This is a genomic window from Pseudomonas mucidolens, from assembly GCF_900106045.1.
In the GTDB taxonomy this organism is placed as follows: domain Bacteria; phylum Pseudomonadota; class Gammaproteobacteria; order Pseudomonadales; family Pseudomonadaceae; genus Aquipseudomonas; species Aquipseudomonas mucidolens.
In genome coordinates this window covers 5,608,386-5,626,621 of record NZ_LT629802.1, presented here as the reverse complement: position 1 = coordinate 5,626,621, position 18,236 = coordinate 5,608,386, and the positions used below count along the sequence as shown (strand labels likewise).

Here is an 18,236-nt window from a genome sequence, read left to right as displayed (position 1 = left end):
ACAAGAGTCTAAAGAGGATCTTGTCCCCAGTCAAGGCAAGGCCCCGACCTCCCCTCTCATCGATCCGGGACAAAATTGCCTCGATCCGACGAATGGGGCTGCCAGGGCCCAGACTTATCTATCGCAGAACTCAGTTACCGCTTGAGTTCAGCGCTTCGGTCAGTGCAGCTTCCACTTCACTGGCGCTTACGCGCAGCGGTTTGTCAGCTTCACGGCGGCGCTTACGCTCGCTGTGGTAAGCCAAACCGGTACCGGCCGGGATCAGACGACCCACGACTACGTTTTCTTTCAGGCCGCGCAGGTAATCGCGCTTGCCGGTTACCGCCGCTTCGGTCAGTACGCGAGTGGTTTCCTGGAAGGAAGCCGCCGAGATGAACGATTCGGTGGACAACGACGCCTTGGTGATACCCAGCAGCACACGAGTGAACTTGGAAACGAATTTCTCGTCGCCAGCCAGACGCTCGTTCTCTACCAGTACGTGAGTCAGTTCCATCTGGTCGCCCTTGATGAAACTGGAATCGCCGGATTCAGCGATTTCAACTTTACGCAGCATCTGACGCAGGATGGTCTCGATGTGCTTATCGTTGATCTTCACGCCCTGCAGACGGTAAACGTCCTGGATCTCGTTGACGATGTACTTGGCCAGCGCGCTCACACCCAGCAGACGCAGGATGTCGTGCGGATCGCTTGGGCCGTCGGAGATAACTTCGCCGCGGTTTACCTGTTCGCCTTCGAACACGTTCAGGTGACGCCACTTCGGAATCAGCTCTTCATACGGATCGCTACCGTCGTTCGGGGTAATGACCAGACGGCGCTTGCCCTTGGTCTCTTTACCGAACGCGATGGTGCCGCTGACTTCAGCCAGAATCGAGGCTTCTTTCGGACGACGAGCTTCGAACAAGTCGGCAACACGCGGCAGACCACCGGTGATGTCACGGGTTTTCGAAGTTTCTTGCGGGATACGCGCGATAACATCACCGATCGCGATCTTCGCACCATCCGCTACACCGACCAGGGCGTTGGCTGGCAGGAAGTACTGAGCGATTACGTCAGTGCCTGGCAGCAACAGATCCTTGCCGTTGTCATCGACCATCTTCACGGCAGGACGGATGTCTTTACCGGCCGCTGGACGATCTTTGGCGTCGAGTACTTCAATGTTGGTCATACCGGTCAATTCGTCAGTCTGACGCTTGATCGTGATGCCTTCTTCCATGCCCACGTAGGTCACGGTACCTTTCATTTCGGTAACGATTGGGTGAGTGTGCGGATCCCACTTGGCCACGATTGCGCCAGCGTCGACCTTGTCACCTTCTTTAACCGAAATCACAGCACCGTACGGCAGCTTGTAACGCTCGCGCTCACGACCGAAATCATCAGCGATCGCCAGCTCACCGGAACGGGACACAGCCACCAGGCAACCATCCACTCGCTCAACGTGCTTCAGGTTATGCAGACGGACGGTACCGCCATTCTTCACCTGAACGCTGTCGGCTGCGGAGGTCCGGCTTGCCGCACCACCGATGTGGAACGTACGCATGGTCAGCTGGGTACCCGGCTCACCGATGGACTGGGCAGCGATAACGCCGACCGCTTCACCGATGTTCACCTGGTGACCACGAGCCAAGTCACGGCCGTAGCACTTGGCGCAAATGCCATAGCGGGTTTCGCAGCTGATCGGCGAGCGAACAATCACTTCGTCGATGCTGTTGAGTTCGATGAACTCGACCCACTTCTCGTCAACCAGAGTGCCGGCAGGAACGATAACGTCCTCGGTACCTGGCTTGAAGACGTCACGGGCAATGACACGACCCAATACGCGCTCACCCAACGGCTCAACAACGTCACCGCCTTCAATGTGCGGAGTCATTACCAGGCCATGTTCGGTGCCGCAATCGATCTCGGTCACAACCAGATCCTGCGCCACGTCTACCAGACGACGAGTCAGGTAACCGGAGTTCGCAGTTTTCAACGCGGTATCCGCCAAACCTTTACGAGCACCGTGAGTGGAGATGAAGTACTGAAGTACGCTCAAACCTTCACGGAAGTTCGCAGTAATCGGCGTTTCGATGATGGAACCGTCCGGCTTGGCCATCAGGCCACGCATACCGGCGAGCTGACGGATCTGCGCAGCAGAACCCCGCGCGCCCGAGTCAGCCATCATGTACATCGAGTTGAAGGACTCTTGGTCGACTTCGACACCGTGGCGGTCGATGACTTTCTCTTTCGAGAGGTTGGCCATCATCGCCTTGGAAACTTCGTCGTTGGCCTTGGACCAAAGGTCGATCACCTTGTTGTACTTCTCGCCCTGGGTTACCAGGCCGGAGGCGTACTGGCTCTCGATTTCCTTCACTTCGTCGGTAGCAGCACCGATGATGCGCGCTTTTTCATCAGGGATAACGAAGTCGTTAACCCCGATGGAAACGCCGGAAATGGTCGAGTAGGCAAAACCGGTGTACATCAACTGGTCAGCGAAGATCACGGTCTCTTTCAAACCAACCACGCGGTAGCACTGGTTGATCAGCTTGGAGATCGCCTTTTTCTTCATCGGCAGGTTGACGACGTCGTACGACAGGCCTTTTGGCACAACTTGATACAACAGCGCACGGCCAACAGTGGTGTCGACGATACGGGTGTTGGTCACGCTGCCGCCATCACGGTCGTTGACGGTTTCGTTGATCCGCACTTTGACCTTGGCGTGCAGTGCGGCTTCGCCAGCACGGAACACACGGTCAACTTCCTGCAGATCCGCGAATACACGGCCTTCGCCCTTGGCGTTGATCGCTTCACGGGTCATGTAGTACAGACCCAATACAACGTCCTGCGACGGAACGATGATTGGCTCACCGTTGGCTGGCGACAGAATGTTGTTGGTCGACATCATCAACGCACGCGCTTCCAACTGGGCTTCCAGTGTCAGCGGTACGTGCACGGCCATTTGGTCGCCGTCGAAGTCGGCGTTGTACGCAGCACAGACCAGAGGGTGCAGCTGGATAGCCTTACCTTCGATCAGTACTGGTTCAAACGCCTGGATGCCCAGACGGTGAAGGGTCGGCGCACGGTTGAGGAGAACCGGGTGTTCGCGAATCACTTCAGCGAGAACGTCCCAAACCTCAGGCAGTTCGCGCTCGACCATTTTCTTGGCCGCTTTGATGGTGGTCGCGAGACCGCGCATTTCCAACTTGCCAAAAATGAACGGCTTGAACAGCTCGAGCGCCATCTTCTTAGGCAGACCGCACTGGTGCAGACGCAGGGTCGGACCTACGGTAATTACCGAACGACCCGAGTAGTCAACACGCTTACCGAGCAAGTTCTGACGGAAGCGACCTTGCTTACCCTTGATCATGTCAGCCAGGGATTTCAGAGGACGCTTGTTCGAACCGGTGATAGCGCGGCCACGACGACCGTTGTCGAGCAGAGCATCGACAGCTTCTTGCAACATACGCTTTTCGTTGCGCACGATGATGTCCGGAGCGGACAGATCGAGCAGACGCTTCAAGCGGTTGTTACGGTTGATCACGCGGCGGTACAGGTCGTTGAGGTCGGACGTCGCGAAACGACCACCGTCCAACGGTACCAGCGGACGCAAGTCTGGCGGCAGAACCGGCAGAACGGTCAGCACCATCCACTCTGGCAAGTTGCCGGAACCCTGGAAGGCTTCCATCAACTTCAGACGTTTGGACAGTTTCTTGATTTTGGTTTCGGAGTTGGTTTGCGGAATTTCTTCGCGCAGACGACCAATCTCGTGCTCCAGGTCGATCGCGTGCAGCAGCTCGCGGACAGCTTCGGCACCCATGCGGGCATCGAAATCGTCGCCGAACTCTTCCAGCGCTTCGAAGTACTGCTCATCGTTCAGCAGCTGGCCTTTTTCAAGCGTGGTCATGCCTGGATCGATAACGACGTAGCTCTCGAAGTAGAGAGCACGCTCGATATCACGCAGGGTCATGTCCATCAGCAAGCCGATACGGGACGGCAGCGACTTCAGGAACCAGATGTGGGCAACCGGCGAAGCCAGTTCGATGTGCGCCATGCGCTCACGACGAACCTTGGCCAGTGCAACTTCAACGCCGCACTTCTCGCAGATCACACCACGGTGCTTCAAGCGCTTGTACTTACCGCACAGGCACTCGTAATCCTTTACCGGGCCAAAGATCTTGGCGCAGAACAGGCCGTCACGTTCAGGTTTGAACGTACGGTAGTTGATGGTTTCCGGCTTTTTAACTTCACCGAACGACCACGAACGGATCATCTCAGGCGATGCCAATCCAATACGGATGGCGTCGAACTCTTCGACTTGACCCTGGTTTTTCAGCAAATTCAGTAGGTCTTTCAAGGCCTTTCCTCCTGGCGGAGCAGAGAGCGGGCATCACTGCCACGCTCTCGATTCGCGTCACGTGTTATTCGGTTTCCAGATCGATATCGATGCCGAGGGAACGAATTTCTTTGATCAACACGTTGAAAGACTCGGGCATGCCCGGCTCCATACGGTGATCGCCATCCACGATGTTCTTGTACATCTTGGTACGGCCGTTCACATCGTCCGACTTCACTGTGAGCATTTCTTGCAGAGTGTATGCGGCACCGTATGCTTCCAGTGCCCAGACCTCCATCTCCCCGAAACGCTGACCACCGAACTGCGCCTTACCACCCAGCGGCTGCTGGGTAACCAGGCTGTAAGAACCGGTAGAACGAGCGTGCATCTTGTCGTCTACCAAGTGGTTCAGCTTCAGCATGTACATGTAGCCAACAGTAACCGGGCGCTCGAACTTGTTGCCGGTACGGCCGTCGAACAGCTGCATCTGGCCGCTTTCTGGCAGGTCTGCCAGTTTCAGCATGGCCTTGATTTCGCTTTCCTTGGCACCGTCGAACACCGGGGTAGCCATTGGAACGCCGCCGCGCAGGTTCTTCGCCAGATCCAGGATTTCCTGGTCGGAGAAGGTGTCCAGCTCTTCGTTGCGACCGCCGATCTCATTGTAGATCTCGTGCAGGAACTTACGCAGGTCTGCGACCTTGCGCTGCTCTTCGATCATACGGTTGATCTTCTCGCCCAGACCTTTGGCCGCGAGGCCCAGGTGGGTTTCGAGGATCTGACCAACGTTCATACGCGAAGGTACGCCCAACGGGTTGAGGACCACATCGACCGGGGTGCCATTGGCATCGTGCGGCATGTCTTCAACCGGCATGATCACGGAGACCACACCTTTGTTACCGTGACGACCGGCCATCTTGTCGCCCGGCTGGATGCGGCGACGGATTGCCAGGTAGACCTTGACGATTTTCAGCACGCCTGGAGCCAGGTCATCGCCTTGCTGCAGTTTGCGCTTCTTGTCTTCGAACTTGTCGTCCAGCAGACGGCGGCGATCAACGATATAGGCCTGAGCCTTCTCGAGCTGCTCGTTCAGAGCATCTTCAGCCATGCGCAGCTTGAACCACTGGCCGTGCTCAAGACCGTCGAGGACTTCGTCGGTGATTTCCTGACCTTTCTTCAGACCGGCGCCGCCTTCGGCTTTGTGGCCGACCAGAGCGGAACGCAGACGTTCGAAAGTGGCGCCTTCAACGATACGGAACTCTTCGTTCAGATCCTTGCGGATCTCGTCGAGTTGAGTCTTCTCGATCGACAGTGCACGAGCATCACGCTCAACGCCGTCACGGGTGAAGACCTGTACGTCGATGACGGTACCCTTGGTGCCGGTAGGCACACGCAGGGAGGTGTCTTTAACGTCGCTGGCTTTTTCACCGAAGATGGCACGCAGCAGTTTTTCTTCCGGAGTCAGTTGGGTCTCGCCTTTCGGAGTGACCTTACCCACCAGGATGTCGCCTGCGCCAACTTCAGCACCTACGTAAACGATACCGGCTTCGTCCAGTTTGTTCAGTGCAGCTTCACCCACGTTCGGGATGTCCGCAGTGATTTCCTCAGGCCCAAGCTTGGTGTCACGCGCCACACAGGTCAGTTCCTGAATGTGGATCGTGGTGAAACGATCTTCCTGAACAACACGCTCGGACAGGCAGATGGAGTCTTCGAAGTTGAAGCCGTTCCATGCCATGAACGCGATACGCATGTTCTGACCCAGAGCCAGCTCACCCATATCGGTGGACGGACCGTCGGCCATGATGTCGCTGCGCTGAACCCGATCACCCTTGCTCACCAGCGGACGCTGGTTGATGCAGGTGTTCTGGTTGGAGCGGGTGTACTTGGTCAGGTTGTAGATGTCGACACCAGCTTCGCCGGTTTCAACTTCATCATCAGCAACACGAACCACGATACGGCTAGCGTCGACGGAGTCGATCACGCCGCCACGACGAGCCACGACGCAAACGCCGGAGTCACGGGCTACGTTACGCTCCATACCGGTACCGACCAGCGGCTTGTCAGCGCGCAGGGTGGGTACAGCTTGACGCTGCATGTTCGAACCCATCAACGCACGGTTGGCGTCGTCGTGCTCGAGGAACGGGATCAGCGACGCTGCAACCGAAACTACCTGCTTGGGCGATACGTCCATCAAGGTGACGTCTTCCGGCGCCTTGACGGTGAACTCGTTCAAGTGACGAACAGCTACCAGCTCGTCGATCAGGACTTTCTTGTCGTTCATCGTGGCCGAAGCCTGAGCGATCACGTGATCAGCTTCTTCGATGGCGGACAGGAATACGATCTCGTCGGTGACCAGAGCGTCTTTCACCACACGGTACGGGCTCTCGAGGAAGCCGTACTGGTTGGTGCGCGCATAGGCCGCCAAGGAGTTGATCAGACCGATGTTCGGACCTTCCGGCGTTTCAATCGGGCATACACGACCGTAGTGAGTCGGGTGTACGTCACGTACTTCAAAGCCAGCACGCTCACGAGTCAAACCGCCAGGGCCGAGTGCAGAAACACGACGCTTGTGGGTGATCTCGGACAGCGGGTTGTTCTGGTCCATGAACTGGGAAAGCTGGCTGGAACCGAAGAACTCTTTCACCGCCGCAGCCACTGGCTTGGCGTTGATCAAGTCTTGCGGCATCAGGCCTTCGCTTTCAGCCATCGACAGACGCTCTTTGACCGCACGCTCAACACGTACCAGGCCAACGCGGAACTGGTTCTCGGCCATTTCGCCTACACAGCGAACACGACGGTTACCCAGGTGGTCGATGTCGTCGACGATGCCTTTACCGTTACGGATGTCGACCAGGGTCTTCAGTACCGCGACGATGTCTTCTTTGCACAACACGCCCGAACCTTCGATCTCGGTACGACCGATACGACGGTTGAACTTCATCCGGCCGACCGCAGACAGGTCATAGCGCTCTGGACTGAAGAACAGGTTGTTGAACAGGGTTTCGGCTGCGTCTTTGGTAGGTGGCTCGCCAGGACGCATCATGCGATAGATCTCGACCAGCGCTTCCAATTGGTTGCTGGTGGAGTCGATCTTCAGGGTGTCGGAGACGAACGGACCGCAGTCGATATCGTTGGTGTACAAAGTCTCGATGCGAACAACCTGGGCCTTGGCGATTTTTGCCAGGATCTCGGTGTTCAGCTCGGTGTTGCACTCAGCCAGGATTTCGCCGGTGGCCGGATGCACGATGACCTTGGCGGTAGTGCGACCCAGGACGTAGTCCAAAGGCACATCCAGCGAGGTGATACCGGCTTTTTCGATCTGGTTGATGTGGCGCGCAGTAATACGACGACCTGCTTCAACAATGACCTTGCCCTTCTCATCCTGGATGTCCAGGACGGCAATTTCACCACGCAGACGCGATGCGATCAGTTCCAGGCTGAGGGTTTCATCCTTCAGGCTGAATACGTTGGTGGTGTAGAAGGCGTCCAGCACTTGCTCAGTGGTATAGCCGAGCGCGCGCAGCAGTACCGAGGCCGGCAGCTTACGACGACGGTCGATACGCACGAACACGCAGTCTTTCGGATCGAACTCAAAGTCCAACCACGAACCGCGGTACGGAATGATCCGCGCGGAGTACAAGAGTTTGCCGGAGCTGTGCGTCTTGCCGCGGTCGTGGTCGAAGAACACGCCCGGGGAACGGTGCAGCTGGGAAACGATAACACGCTCGGTACCGTTGATAACGAAGGTACCGTTTTCAGTCATCAGTGGGATTTCGCCCATGTAGACTTCTTGCTCTTTGATGTCCTTGATCGCTTTATTCGACGATTCTTTGTCGAAAATGATCAGACGGACTTTTACCCGCAAAGGTACGGCGTACGTAACACCACGCAACACGCATTCTTTGACATCAAATGCCGGTTCGCCCAGGCGATAACCGACGTACTCCAGCGCAGCATTGCCGGAGTAGCTGATGATCGGGAAAACGGATTTGAAGGCCGCATGCAGGCCCACGTCGCGGAACTGATCTTTGGTCGCTCCCGCCTGCAAGAATTCACGATACGAATCCAGCTGGATAGCCAGAAGGTACGGGACATCCATGACGTCCGGCAACTTGCTAAAGTCCTTGCGGATACGTTTTTTCTCAGTATATGAGTAAGCCATCAGCGTTCCCCAGCTTGGTCACCTGCTTGTTTGGCCCTCCCGACGGGAGCAGCCAGAAAATCTTGCAAACCCCATGGTTTGCACCACCGCATCGGGTGGCTACAGCGCGTTAATGGCGGCGACCGAGTCGACAGCCAAGAACGGAAAAAGGCCGGTGGCAAGAGCCACCAGCCATCAGCCTTCAGCTTAACGCTTGGGCTGGAGACGCAAGGTCGATGCTTACTTCAGCTCGACTTTAGCGCCTGCTTCTTCCAGAGTAGCTTTGGCTTTGTCAGCGGCGTCTTTCGACACTGCTTCCAGAACCTGGGCAGGAGCGCCGTCAACTACAGCCTTGGCTTCTTTCAGGCCCAGACCGGTCAGTTCACGTACTGCCTTGATCACGTTTACTTTCTTCTCGCCAGCTTCCAGCAGCATGACGTTGAATTCGGTTTGCTCTTCAGCAGCGACAGCAGCAACAGCTGGGCCAGCGGAAGCAGCAGCAGCGGAAACGCCGAATTTTTCTTCGAAAGCTTTGATCAGCTCAACAACCTGCAGAACCGACATTTCAGCTACGGCGTTGAGGATATCGTCTTGGGAGATAGACATTGCTGTATTTCCTGAATTGGGGGACGGCCTACGCGGCCATCGAAATAAACAAAAATACGCGAGAGAAAGTGCTCAGCCTTAGGCTGCGGCAGCTTCTTTTTGCTCGCGAACTGCAGCCAGAGTACGAGCCAGCTTGCTGGTAGCGCCTTGAATCACGCTCATCAGCTGCGAAATAGCTTCGTTACGGGTCGGCAGTGTTGCCAGTACGTCGATTTGGTTAGCTGCGAGGAACTTGCCCTCGAACGCAGCTGCCTTGATCTCGAACTTATCCTGACCCTTGGCGAATTCCTTGAACAAACGGGCAGCAGCGCCAGGATGTTCGTTGGAAAATGCAACCAGGGTCGGGCCAGTGAACACGTCGTTGAGCACATCATATTGAGTGCCAGCAACGGCGCGCTTGAGCAGGGTGTTACGTACAACACGTACGTATACGCCAGCTTCACGAGCCTCTTTACGGAGTCCGGTCATAGCGCCTACTGTCACACCACGGGCATCAGCCACGACAGCGGACAGAGCAGCTTTGGCAGCCTCGTTGACTTCAGCGACGATGGCCTTCTTGTCTTCGAGATTAATTGCCACGGGTTTAACTCCTGCTTGTTACCGTTTCATCTGGCCGAAGCCGGATGTCGTTTTGGTGTCTGATTCGGTAAGGAACCGGGAGCACCATCTGCGTAGGCTTGATGGTTTAAGACTTGCGTCGCCTACGGTCTTGGATAGCCCCCGCCAGGCAGGGACCCCAATTTTTCAATTGACGCAATCGCTTGCGCCAACGTGTGTCTTATACGTCCAGCGAGCCTTGGTCGATGACCAGACCTGGGCCCATAGTGGTGCTCAGGGTAACGCGCTTGACGTAGATGCCTTTCGAGGAAGCTGGCTTGATACGCTTGAGATCAGCGATCAGGGCTTCAACGTTTTCCTTCAGCTTGACGGCATCAAAGCCGACTTTGCCAACGGAGGTGTGAATGATGCCGTTTTTGTCGGTGCGATAACGAACCTGACCAGCCTTGGCGTTTTTAACCGCGGTAGCTACGTCCGGGGTTACGGTGCCGACTTTTGGGTTAGGCATCAGGCCGCGTGGACCGAGGATCTGACCCAACTGACCGACAACGCGCATTGCATCCGGGGATGCGATAACCACGTCATAGTTCAGGTCGCCGCCTTTCATTTCGGCAGCCAGGTCGTCCATACCAACGCGATCAGCACCAGCAGCCAGAGCAGCTTCAGCTGCCGGGCCTTGGGTGAAGACAGCAACACGTACAGTCTTGCCAGTACCGTGTGGCAGCACAGTAGCGCTACGAACGACCTGGTCGGATTTACGCGGGTCAACACCCAGGTTTACAGCAACGTCAACGGACTCGCTGAACTTGACAGTCGACAGCTCGGTCAGCAGAGCAGCAGCGTCTACAAAATTGTAGGACTTGCCCGCTTCGATTTTGCCGGCGATAGCCTTTTGGCGCTTGGTCAGCTTAGCCATTACACACCCTCCACGTTAAGGCCCATGCTACGAGCAGAACCGGCGATGGTACGCACGGCTGCATCCATATCAGCTGCAGTCAGATCCGCGTTTTTGGTTTTCGCGATTTCTTCCAGCTGAGCACGAGTTACGGTGCCAACCTTAACGGTGTTCGGACGAGCGGAACCGCTAGTCAGACCAGCAGCTTTCTTCAGCAGAACCGAAGCCGGGGTCGACTTGGTTTCGAAAGTGAAGCTACGGTCGCTGTATACAGTGATGATCACTGGAGTCGGCAGACCTGGCTCAATACCCTGGGTACGGGCGTTGAAGGCCTTGCAGAATTCCATGATGTTCACGCCGTGCTGACCCAGAGCTGGGCCGACGGGTGGACTTGGGTTGGCCTGAGCGGCCTTCACTTGCAGCTTGATGTAAGCGGTAATCTTCTTGGCCATGAGGCACTCCAATTACGGGTTCAAACGCCTCGAAAGGCTCCCCGGTTACTTGCGCGTTTATCCCAGTGACGACAAAACCCCACAGCCTTAGGCTGCGGGGTTGGGATGCGTTTCCAGCTAGACCTTTTCGACCTGGCTGAACTCCAACTCCACCGGAGTGGAGCGTCCGAAAATGAGCACCGCCACTTGGATCCGGCTCTTTTCGTAGTTAACTTCTTCGACGGTACCGTTGAAATCAGCGAACGGACCATCAGTGACACGAACAACCTCGCCTGGCTCGAACAACGTCTTCGGCTTCGGCTTGTCACTACCGTCAGCAACACGACGCAGAATTGCTTCCGCCTCTTTGTCGGTGATCGGAGCAGGCTTATCAGCGGTACCGCCGATGAAACCCATGACGCGAGGCGTATCCTTGACCAAGTGCCAAGTACCCTCATTCATGTCCATCTGAACCAGCACATAGCCAGGGAAGAACTTGCGTTCGCTTTTGCGCTTCTGGCCATTCCGCATTTCAACCACTTCTTCAGTGGGAACCAGAATTTCGCCGAAGCCATCTTCCATGCCTGCCAGCTTTACGCGCTCTAGCAAAGAGCGCATGACATGCTTCTCGTAACCCGAGTAAGCATGCACAACGTACCAACGCTTAGCCACGGGACACCCTTAGCCAACAATCAAGGAAACAAGCCAGCCGAGCAGGGAATCAAGCCCCCACAACAGCAACGCCATAACCAGAACAACAGCCACTACGATCAACGTGGTCTGCGTGGTTTCTTGGCGAGTCGGCCAAACGACTTTACGAATCTCGGTGCGAGCTTCCTTAACCAGTACAGCGAAAGACTTGCCCTTGGCAGTCTGCAGACCTATAAAGGCAGCTACAGCAGCAAGAGCAAGCAAAGCGAGTACACGGTACAGGATCGGCGAAGCAGAATAATACTGGTTGCCAACAACGCCCACGACCACCAAAGCGACGACAGCGAGCCACTTAACCAGATCGAAACGAGAGCTTTGAGCTTCAGCCTTAGGAGTCATCTATGAAGATCCTGTGAAAAGAAAGCCAGACACACAAGGTGAATCTGGCAGGTCAGGAGGGAATCGAACCCCCAACCTACGGTTTTGGAGACCGTCGCTCTGCCAATTGAGCTACTGACCTAAAACAAAATCAGGCCGACCATTATGCAGGCCTGAAAAAGACTTTACAACAACCAACCCCAATAGACCTGAAATCACCCAGCATTTAACGCCAGACAAAGAACAATCAAGCCGAGACAGCTGTTAAAACAAAGGCAGATATTTTCATATCTGCCTTGTTATATGGAGCTCTTGAGCGGATTTGAACCGCTGACCTCACCCTTACCAAGGGTGTGCTCTACCAACTGAGCTACAAGAGCAAAACACCTTGCACAACCTGCAAACATGGAGCGGGTAGCGGGAATCGAACCCGCATCATCAGCTTGGAAGGCTGAGGTTCTACCACTAAACTATACCCGCGGAGCTTACAGCTCACGCTAAAAATGGTGGAGGGGGAAGGATTCGAACCTTCGAAGTCGTAGACGTCAGATTTACAGTCTGATCCCTTTGGCCGCTCGGGAACCCCTCCTAAGCGAGCCGGCATTTTACTTCATACCAGCCTTCTGTCAAGCATTTTCTCATTAAAAAATATGAGGTTAGCTGCGTTGACGTCGCTTCGCGCCGTTTCCCTCGAAAGGTCATCACTGCGAAGCGGGCGCCATTCTATGCAAACTAATCGACACTTGCAATGCCTTCGCACGGCATTATTTTGTGTTTTAACTCATTGAATTCGTTGGCAAGGCTTTCAAAGGGCAGATCATCCGCCAAACGCCTGCTTTCAGGCGCCACACGCAGCCAAAACGTTGAAACACCGGACACGTCCAATGAAAGCATCTTGGCCTTGATATCCAGACTGATCAGCCGCTGCTCTACAAAGTGCGCATCATCCTTTCGGGCAAAGCCACCGATATATAGGCAGCCGCTTTGTGTTTCAGTTGCCCTGGAACCATCACGGCGCACCTTCACATCAGCCGACTCACTCAATAACCGGATATCTTGCTGGGATCCGCGATAGAGCGCCAAGGGGGTCACGTCTTTCGCACGCAACGGAGCCTCTTGTTGATGCCAGATGTAATAGAAGACATTGAGAACCAGTAATAACAGGAACAACCAACGCATAGAGACCTCAGGACAAAGGACACGCCATCGCCAAACCGATGAAAACCAGATCCGGGACGAGTTCGGCCTGCGGCACAGCAGCCGACACCAGGTCAGCATCCCCGCCCGTCAGGAATACAGTGAAATCTTCCCCCCAATAGCTGCGAGCCAGCTCTAACTGCGTCAATACGAAGCCTCTCAACATCAGCGTACAACCGCGCTCGACAGCCTCAACGGTAGTGCGCCCCGGGGACAAGCGCTCGAGCGCCTGCTCAGCAGCCTCATCGTTGTAACGGATCTTACGGGTGTGGGTTCGCAGTTGGTTGCGCATCAGCGGCATGCCCGGACAAATGAACCCTCCCAGGTGCTCACCATCGGCAGCAATGAAATCCGCGGTCGCGGCCGTACCAAAATCAAGCACCAGGCAGGCCCCCGACGCCAACTTGAACCCACCCAGCATCGCTAACCAACGATCGAGGCCAAGTCGCTCAAAATCTTTATAGCCATTACGCACACCTGCCATCTGTGTTGCAGAAGTAGCACACGACACAGTAACGCCGAACGCATGAACCAGAGCATCAACCAACTTACTGGTCTCCTCCGCGGCTCGGACGCTTACCAGTCGGCAGCGCGTCAGCAACAAATCAGGGAGCGCTATCAGGCTATCAATCAATGCAACGTCCGACCCCACGATCCCTTCAGCGAAGGCAACTGCCTTGACCGGGTCAAATACACGCCATTTGATAAAGCTATTCCCACAGTCGAGCTCAAGAATCATCACGCAACCTCAGGCTTAGCTCACCACCGCTGAATACTTTCTCGACACCATCCACACTCAAGCGTAGTGCGCCCTGACCGTCGATACCCAACACCAGTCCATCAACTTGATTAAGACCGGCAATAACGGATACAGGCCGCCCCTGCCAGAGATGGTTCAGCTCCCACTCCTCCTGGAGAGCAGCAAAGCCTGAGGCTCTGTGTCGATCCAGATAGCTTTGTAGCTGCAAACCCAGTTTCGCTATCAGATGATTGCGATTAACGGGGCCGCCCGTCTCCAACTGCACGGAAGTCCATTGCTGATCAACATCATCCGCGCTCTGCATATTCACGTTGATACCTATACCCAGGACGACGTGACAGATATCCGCAGGATCCCCCACCAACTCCAACAGAATACCGGCAATTTTCTTTTGCCCGACCAAGACGTCGTTTGGCCACTTCAAGCCAGCAGCTTGCACGCCCGACTCTCGCAGGGTCTGCATGACGGCCAGACCGACCACCAGACTCAGGCCTTCCAACTGACGCAGGCCACCTTCGATACGCAATACGAGGCTGTAATAGATATTCTGAGCCAGTGGACTCACCCATTTTCGCCCGCGCCTTCCTCGCCCCGCCGCTTGCTGTTCCGCGAGCACCAGGAACGGCGCAGCTATGCCCGCGTCAATCAGACGCAGCGCCTGCGCATTAGTAGAGTCAATAGATTCGGATATGTAGACAGGCCAGGCCGAAGAGGGTGCATTCGCCGCAATTTCGTTTGCATCCAGCAGGACCAGCGGCGAAACCAACTGATATCCCCTGCCCCGAACCTTATGGATAGGCAGACATAACTCGGCCTCAAGATGCTGCAGCTGCTTCCACACCGCACTGCGACTGACGCCCAAAGCAGCACCCAGCGCTTCTCCGGAATGGAATCGGCCATCTTTCAGAAGTTTCAACAACGTCAGCATGCATGTATCGCCTCACAATAAGGCACGCATAATAGCCATGCCTAAGGCCATTGCATAGAAAGTAAGCGGCAAGCGAGGTGCGTGATATCAGGTAGCAAGCATTATCGTTGACGCTCTTCGCCAGCAAGGGCCAGGCGCGCCCCTCGCTCCTACAGATCGCCCAAAAACAAAACCCCTGTCTGCGTGAGCAGACAGGGGTTCTGGAATTTAATCTTGACGATGACCTACTCTCACATGGGGAAACCCCACACTACCATCGGCGATGCATCGTTTCACTACTGAGTTCGGGATGGGATCAGGTGGTTCCAATGCTCTATGGTCGTCAAGAAATTCGGTAGCCGGCGCGTTTTCTCTAACGAGATCACGTTCCAGCGAATGGGTATGTAATAGATTTGTGTGTGCTGCAAACTTTCGGTTTGTATCGTCTTCACACACCGCAATCTGGTTGCTCTGGATTAGAGAGCCGACGCAAATTGCTTGGGTGTTATATGGTCAAGCCTCACGGGCAATTAGTATTGGTTAGCTCAACGCCTCACAGCGCTTACACACCCAACCTATCAACGTCGTAGTCTTCGACGGCCCTTCAGGGAACTCAAGGTTCCAGTGAGATCTCATCTTGAGGCTAGTTTCCCGCTTAGATGCTTTCAGCGGTTATCTATTCCGAACATAGCTACCCGGCAATGCCACTGGCGTGACAACCGGAACACCAGAGGTTCGTCCACTCCGGTCCTCTCGTACTAGGAGCAGCCCCTCTCAAATCTCAAACGTCCACGGCAGATAGGGACCGAACTGTCTCACGACGTTCTAAACCCAGCTCGCGTACCACTTTAAATGGCGAACAGCCATACCCTTGGGACCGGCTTCAGCCCCAGGATGTGATGAGCCGACATCGAGGTGCCAAACACCGCCGTCGATATGAACTCTTGGGCGGTATCAGCCTGTTATCCCCGGAGTACCTTTTATCCGTTGAGCGATGGCCCTTCCATACAGAACCACCGGATCACTAAGACCTACTTTCGTACCTGCTCGACGTGTCTGTCTCGCAGTCAAGCGCGCTTTTGCCTTTATACTCTACGACCGATTTCCGACCGGTCTGAGCGCACCTTCGTACTCCTCCGTTACTCTTTAGGAGGAGACCGCCCCAGTCAAACTACCCACCATACACTGTCCTCGATCCGGATAACGGACCTGAGTTAGAACCTCAAAGTTGCCAGGGTGGTATTTCAAGGTTGGCTCCACGCAGACTGGCGTCCACGCTTCAAAGCCTCCCACCTATCCTACACAAGCAAATTCAAAGTCCAGTGCAAAGCTATAGTAAAGGTTCACGGGGTCTTTCCGTCTAGCCGCGGATACACTGCATCTTCACAGCGATTTCAATTTCACTGAGTCTCGGGTGGAGACAGCGCCGCCATCGTTACGCCATTCGTGCAGGTCGGAACTTACCCGACAAGGAATTTCGCTACCTTAGGACCGTTATAGTTACGGCCGCCGTTTACCGGGGCTTCGATCAAGAGCTTCGCGTTAGCTAACCCCATCAATTAACCTTCCGGCACCGGGCAGGCGCCACACCCTATACGTCCACTTTCGTGTTTGCAGAGTGCTGTGTTTTTAATAAACAGTCGCAGCGGCCTGGTATCTTCGACCGGCATGAGCTTACGGAGCAAGTCCTTCACCCTCACCGGCGCACCTTCTCCCGAAGTTACGGTGCCATTTTGCCTAGTTCCTTCACCCGAGTTCTCTCAAGCGCCTTGGTATTCTCTACCCAACCACCTGTGTCGGTTTGGGGTACGGTTCCTGGTTACCTGAAGCTTAGAAGCTTTTCTTGGAAGCATGGCATCAACCACTTCGTCACCCAAAGGGTAACTCGTCATCAGCTCTCGGCCTTAGAATCCCGGATTTACCTAAGATTCCAGCCTACCACCTTAAACTTGGACAACCAACGCCAAGCTGGCCTAGCCTTCTCCGTCCCTCCATCGCAATAACCAGAAGTACAGGAATATTAACCTGTTTTCCATCGACTACGCTTTTCAGCCTCGCCTTAGGGACCGACTAACCCTGCGTCGATTAACGTTGCGCAGGAAACCTTGGTCTTTCGGCGTGGGTGTTTTTCACACCCATTGTCGTTACTCATGTCAGCATTCGCACTTCTGATACCTCCAGCAAGCTTCTCAACTCACCTTCACAGGCTTACAGAACGCTCCTCTACCGCATCATCCGAAGATGATACCCGTAGCTTCGGTGTATGGTTTGAGCCCCGTTACATCTTCCGCGCAGGCCGACTCGACTAGTGAGCTATTACGCTTTCTTTAAAGGGTGGCTGCTTCTAAGCCAACCTCCTAGCTGTCTAAGCCTTCCCACATCGTTTCCCACTTAACCATAACTTTGGGACCTTAGCTGACGGTCTGGGTTGTTTCCCTTTTCACGACGGACGTTAGCACCCGCCGTGTGTCTCCCATGCTCGGCACTTGTAGGTATTCGGAGTTTGCATCGGTTTGGTAAGTCGGGATGACCCCCTAGCCGAAACAGTGCTCTACCCCCTACAGTGATACATGAGGCGCTACCTAAATAGCTTTCGAGGAGAACCAGCTATCTCCGAGCTTGATTAGCCTTTCACTCCGATCCACAGGTCATCCGCTAACTTTTCAACGGTAGTCGGTTCGGTCCTCCAGTTAGTGTTACCCAACCTTCAACCTGCCCATGGATAGATCGCCCGGTTTCGGGTCTATTCCCAGCGACTAGACGCCCTATTAAGACTCGCTTTCGCTACGCCTCCCCTATTCGGTTAAGCTCGCCACTGAAAATAAGTCGCTGACCCATTATACAAAAGGTACGCAGTCACCCAACAAAGTGGGCTCCCACTGCTTGTACGCATACGGTTTCAGGATCTATTTCACTCCCCTCTCCGGGGTTCTTTTCGCCTTTCCCTCACGGTACTAGTTCACTATCGGTCAGTCAGTAGTATTTAGCCTTGGAGGATGGTCCCCCCATATTCAGACAAAGTTTCTCGTGCTCCGTCCTACTCGATTTCATGACTAAGAGATTTTCGCGTACAGGGCTATCACCCACTATGGCCGCACTTTCCAGAGCGTTCCGCTAATCTCAAAGCCACTTAAGGGCTAGTCCCCGTTCGCTCGCCACTACTAAGGGAATCTCGGTTGATTTCTTTTCCTCAGGGTACTTAGATGTTTCAGTTCCCCTGGTTCGCCTCTTGCACCTATGTATTCAGTACAAGATAACCATCTTATGATGGCTGGGTTCCCCCATTCAGACATCTCCGGATCAAAGTCTGTTTGCCGACTCCCCGAAGCTTTTCGCAGGCTACCACGTCTTTCATCGCCTCTGACTGCCAAGGCATCCACCGTATGCGCTTCTTCACTTGACCATA

Annotated in this window: 11 protein-coding genes, 4 tRNA genes and 2 rRNA genes; all 17 read right to left on the bottom strand. The window is 55.0% G+C overall.

Going from position 1 to position 18,236, the window contains the following annotated elements; all coding sequences use genetic code 11:
- Positions 1-130 precede the first annotated feature (130 nt).
- The 17 genes from rpoC to BLU75_RS25850 all read right to left on the bottom strand — a co-directional run bounded on the left by rpoC (position 131) and on the right by BLU75_RS25850 (position 18,233).
- Positions 131-4,330, bottom strand: a complete 4,200-nt coding sequence (gene rpoC, locus BLU75_RS25930; RefSeq protein WP_084379723.1) for a DNA-directed RNA polymerase subunit beta' — start codon at positions 4,328-4,330, stop codon at positions 131-133.
- A 64-nt stretch (positions 4,331-4,394) separates the two neighbouring features.
- On the bottom strand, positions 4,395-8,468 hold the full coding sequence (gene rpoB / locus BLU75_RS25925) for a DNA-directed RNA polymerase subunit beta (protein ID WP_084379722.1): 4,074 nt from the start codon (positions 8,466-8,468) through the stop codon (positions 4,395-4,397).
- 219 nt (positions 8,469-8,687) lie between these two features.
- Positions 8,688-9,053 (bottom strand): 50S ribosomal protein L7/L12, encoded by a 366-nt coding sequence (rplL, locus tag BLU75_RS25920; protein ID WP_003176432.1) that lies wholly within the window; start codon positions 9,051-9,053, stop codon positions 8,688-8,690.
- A gap of 78 nt (positions 9,054-9,131) precedes the next feature.
- On the bottom strand, positions 9,132-9,632 hold the full coding sequence (gene rplJ / locus BLU75_RS25915; protein WP_084379721.1) for a 50S ribosomal protein L10: 501 nt from the start codon (positions 9,630-9,632) through the stop codon (positions 9,132-9,134).
- Between the two features lie 199 nt (positions 9,633-9,831).
- Positions 9,832-10,527, bottom strand: a complete 696-nt coding sequence (gene rplA / locus BLU75_RS25910) for a 50S ribosomal protein L1 (RefSeq protein WP_003176434.1) — start codon at positions 10,525-10,527, stop codon at positions 9,832-9,834.
- Positions 10,527-10,958 carry a 50S ribosomal protein L11 gene (gene rplK / locus BLU75_RS25905; RefSeq protein WP_003210097.1) on the bottom strand — a complete coding sequence of 144 codons (432 nt, stop codon included), beginning with the start codon at positions 10,956-10,958 and terminating at the stop codon, positions 10,527-10,529. The genes rplA and rplK overlap by 1 nt, the downstream gene beginning before the upstream one ends.
- 117 nt (positions 10,959-11,075) lie before the next feature.
- Entirely contained in the window at positions 11,076-11,609 is a 534-nt protein-coding gene (gene nusG, locus BLU75_RS25900; RefSeq protein ID WP_003176436.1) for a transcription termination/antitermination protein NusG, read from the bottom strand.
- A gap of 9 nt (positions 11,610-11,618) precedes the next feature.
- Entirely contained in the window at positions 11,619-11,987 is a 369-nt protein-coding gene (gene secE / locus BLU75_RS25895) for a preprotein translocase subunit SecE (RefSeq protein ID WP_076952596.1), read from the bottom strand.
- Between the two features lie 45 nt (positions 11,988-12,032).
- Positions 12,033-12,108 (bottom strand) — tRNA-Trp (locus BLU75_RS25890).
- 162 nt (positions 12,109-12,270) lie between these two features.
- Positions 12,271-12,346: transfer RNA gene (locus BLU75_RS25885), tRNA-Thr, on the bottom strand.
- Between the two features lie 26 nt (positions 12,347-12,372).
- Positions 12,373-12,446: transfer RNA gene (locus BLU75_RS25880), tRNA-Gly, on the bottom strand.
- A 24-nt stretch (positions 12,447-12,470) separates the two neighbouring features.
- Positions 12,471-12,555 (bottom strand) — tRNA-Tyr (locus BLU75_RS25875).
- Between the two features lie 143 nt (positions 12,556-12,698).
- Positions 12,699-13,145, bottom strand: a complete 447-nt coding sequence (locus BLU75_RS25870) for a hypothetical protein (protein WP_084379720.1) — start codon at positions 13,143-13,145, stop codon at positions 12,699-12,701.
- Between the two features lie 7 nt (positions 13,146-13,152).
- Positions 13,153-13,902: a pantothenate kinase gene (locus BLU75_RS25865; protein ID WP_084379719.1), complete on the bottom strand. Its 750-nt coding sequence runs from the start codon at positions 13,900-13,902 to the stop codon at positions 13,153-13,155.
- A complete protein-coding gene (gene birA, locus BLU75_RS25860; protein ID WP_084379718.1) occupies positions 13,892-14,851 on the bottom strand; it encodes a bifunctional biotin--[acetyl-CoA-carboxylase] ligase/biotin operon repressor BirA in 960 nt (319 codons plus the stop codon). The genes BLU75_RS25865 and birA overlap by 11 nt, the downstream gene beginning before the upstream one ends.
- 211 nt (positions 14,852-15,062) lie before the next feature.
- A 5S ribosomal RNA gene (rrf, locus tag BLU75_RS25855) occupies positions 15,063-15,178 on the bottom strand.
- 161 nt (positions 15,179-15,339) lie between these two features.
- Positions 15,340-18,233 (bottom strand): 23S ribosomal RNA (locus tag BLU75_RS25850).
- Between the last annotated feature and the right edge of the window lie 3 nt (positions 18,234-18,236).

Excerpts from the sequence above, each read along its gene's own strand:
- rpoB (WP_084379722.1), bottom strand. The coding sequence starts at position 8,468 with ATGGCTTACTCATATACTGAGAAAAAACGTATCCGCAAGGACTTTAGC.
- rplL (WP_003176432.1), bottom strand. The coding sequence starts at position 9,053 with ATGTCTATCTCCCAAGACGATATCCTCAACGCCGTAGCTGAAATGTCG.
- rplA (WP_003176434.1), bottom strand. The coding sequence starts at position 10,527 with ATGGCTAAGCTGACCAAGCGCCAAAAGGCTATCGCCGGCAAAATCGAA.
- rplK (WP_003210097.1), bottom strand. The coding sequence starts at position 10,958 with ATGGCCAAGAAGATTACCGCTTACATCAAGCTGCAAGTGAAGGCCGCT.
- secE (WP_076952596.1), bottom strand. The coding sequence starts at position 11,987 with ATGACTCCTAAGGCTGAAGCTCAAAGCTCTCGTTTCGATCTGGTTAAG.
- BLU75_RS25870 (WP_084379720.1), bottom strand. The coding sequence starts at position 13,145 with ATGCGTTGGTTGTTCCTGTTATTACTGGTTCTCAATGTCTTCTATTAC.
- BLU75_RS25865 (WP_084379719.1), bottom strand. The coding sequence starts at position 13,902 with ATGATTCTTGAGCTCGACTGTGGGAATAGCTTTATCAAATGGCGTGTA.
- birA (WP_084379718.1), bottom strand. The coding sequence starts at position 14,851 with ATGCTGACGTTGTTGAAACTTCTGAAAGATGGCCGATTCCATTCCGGA.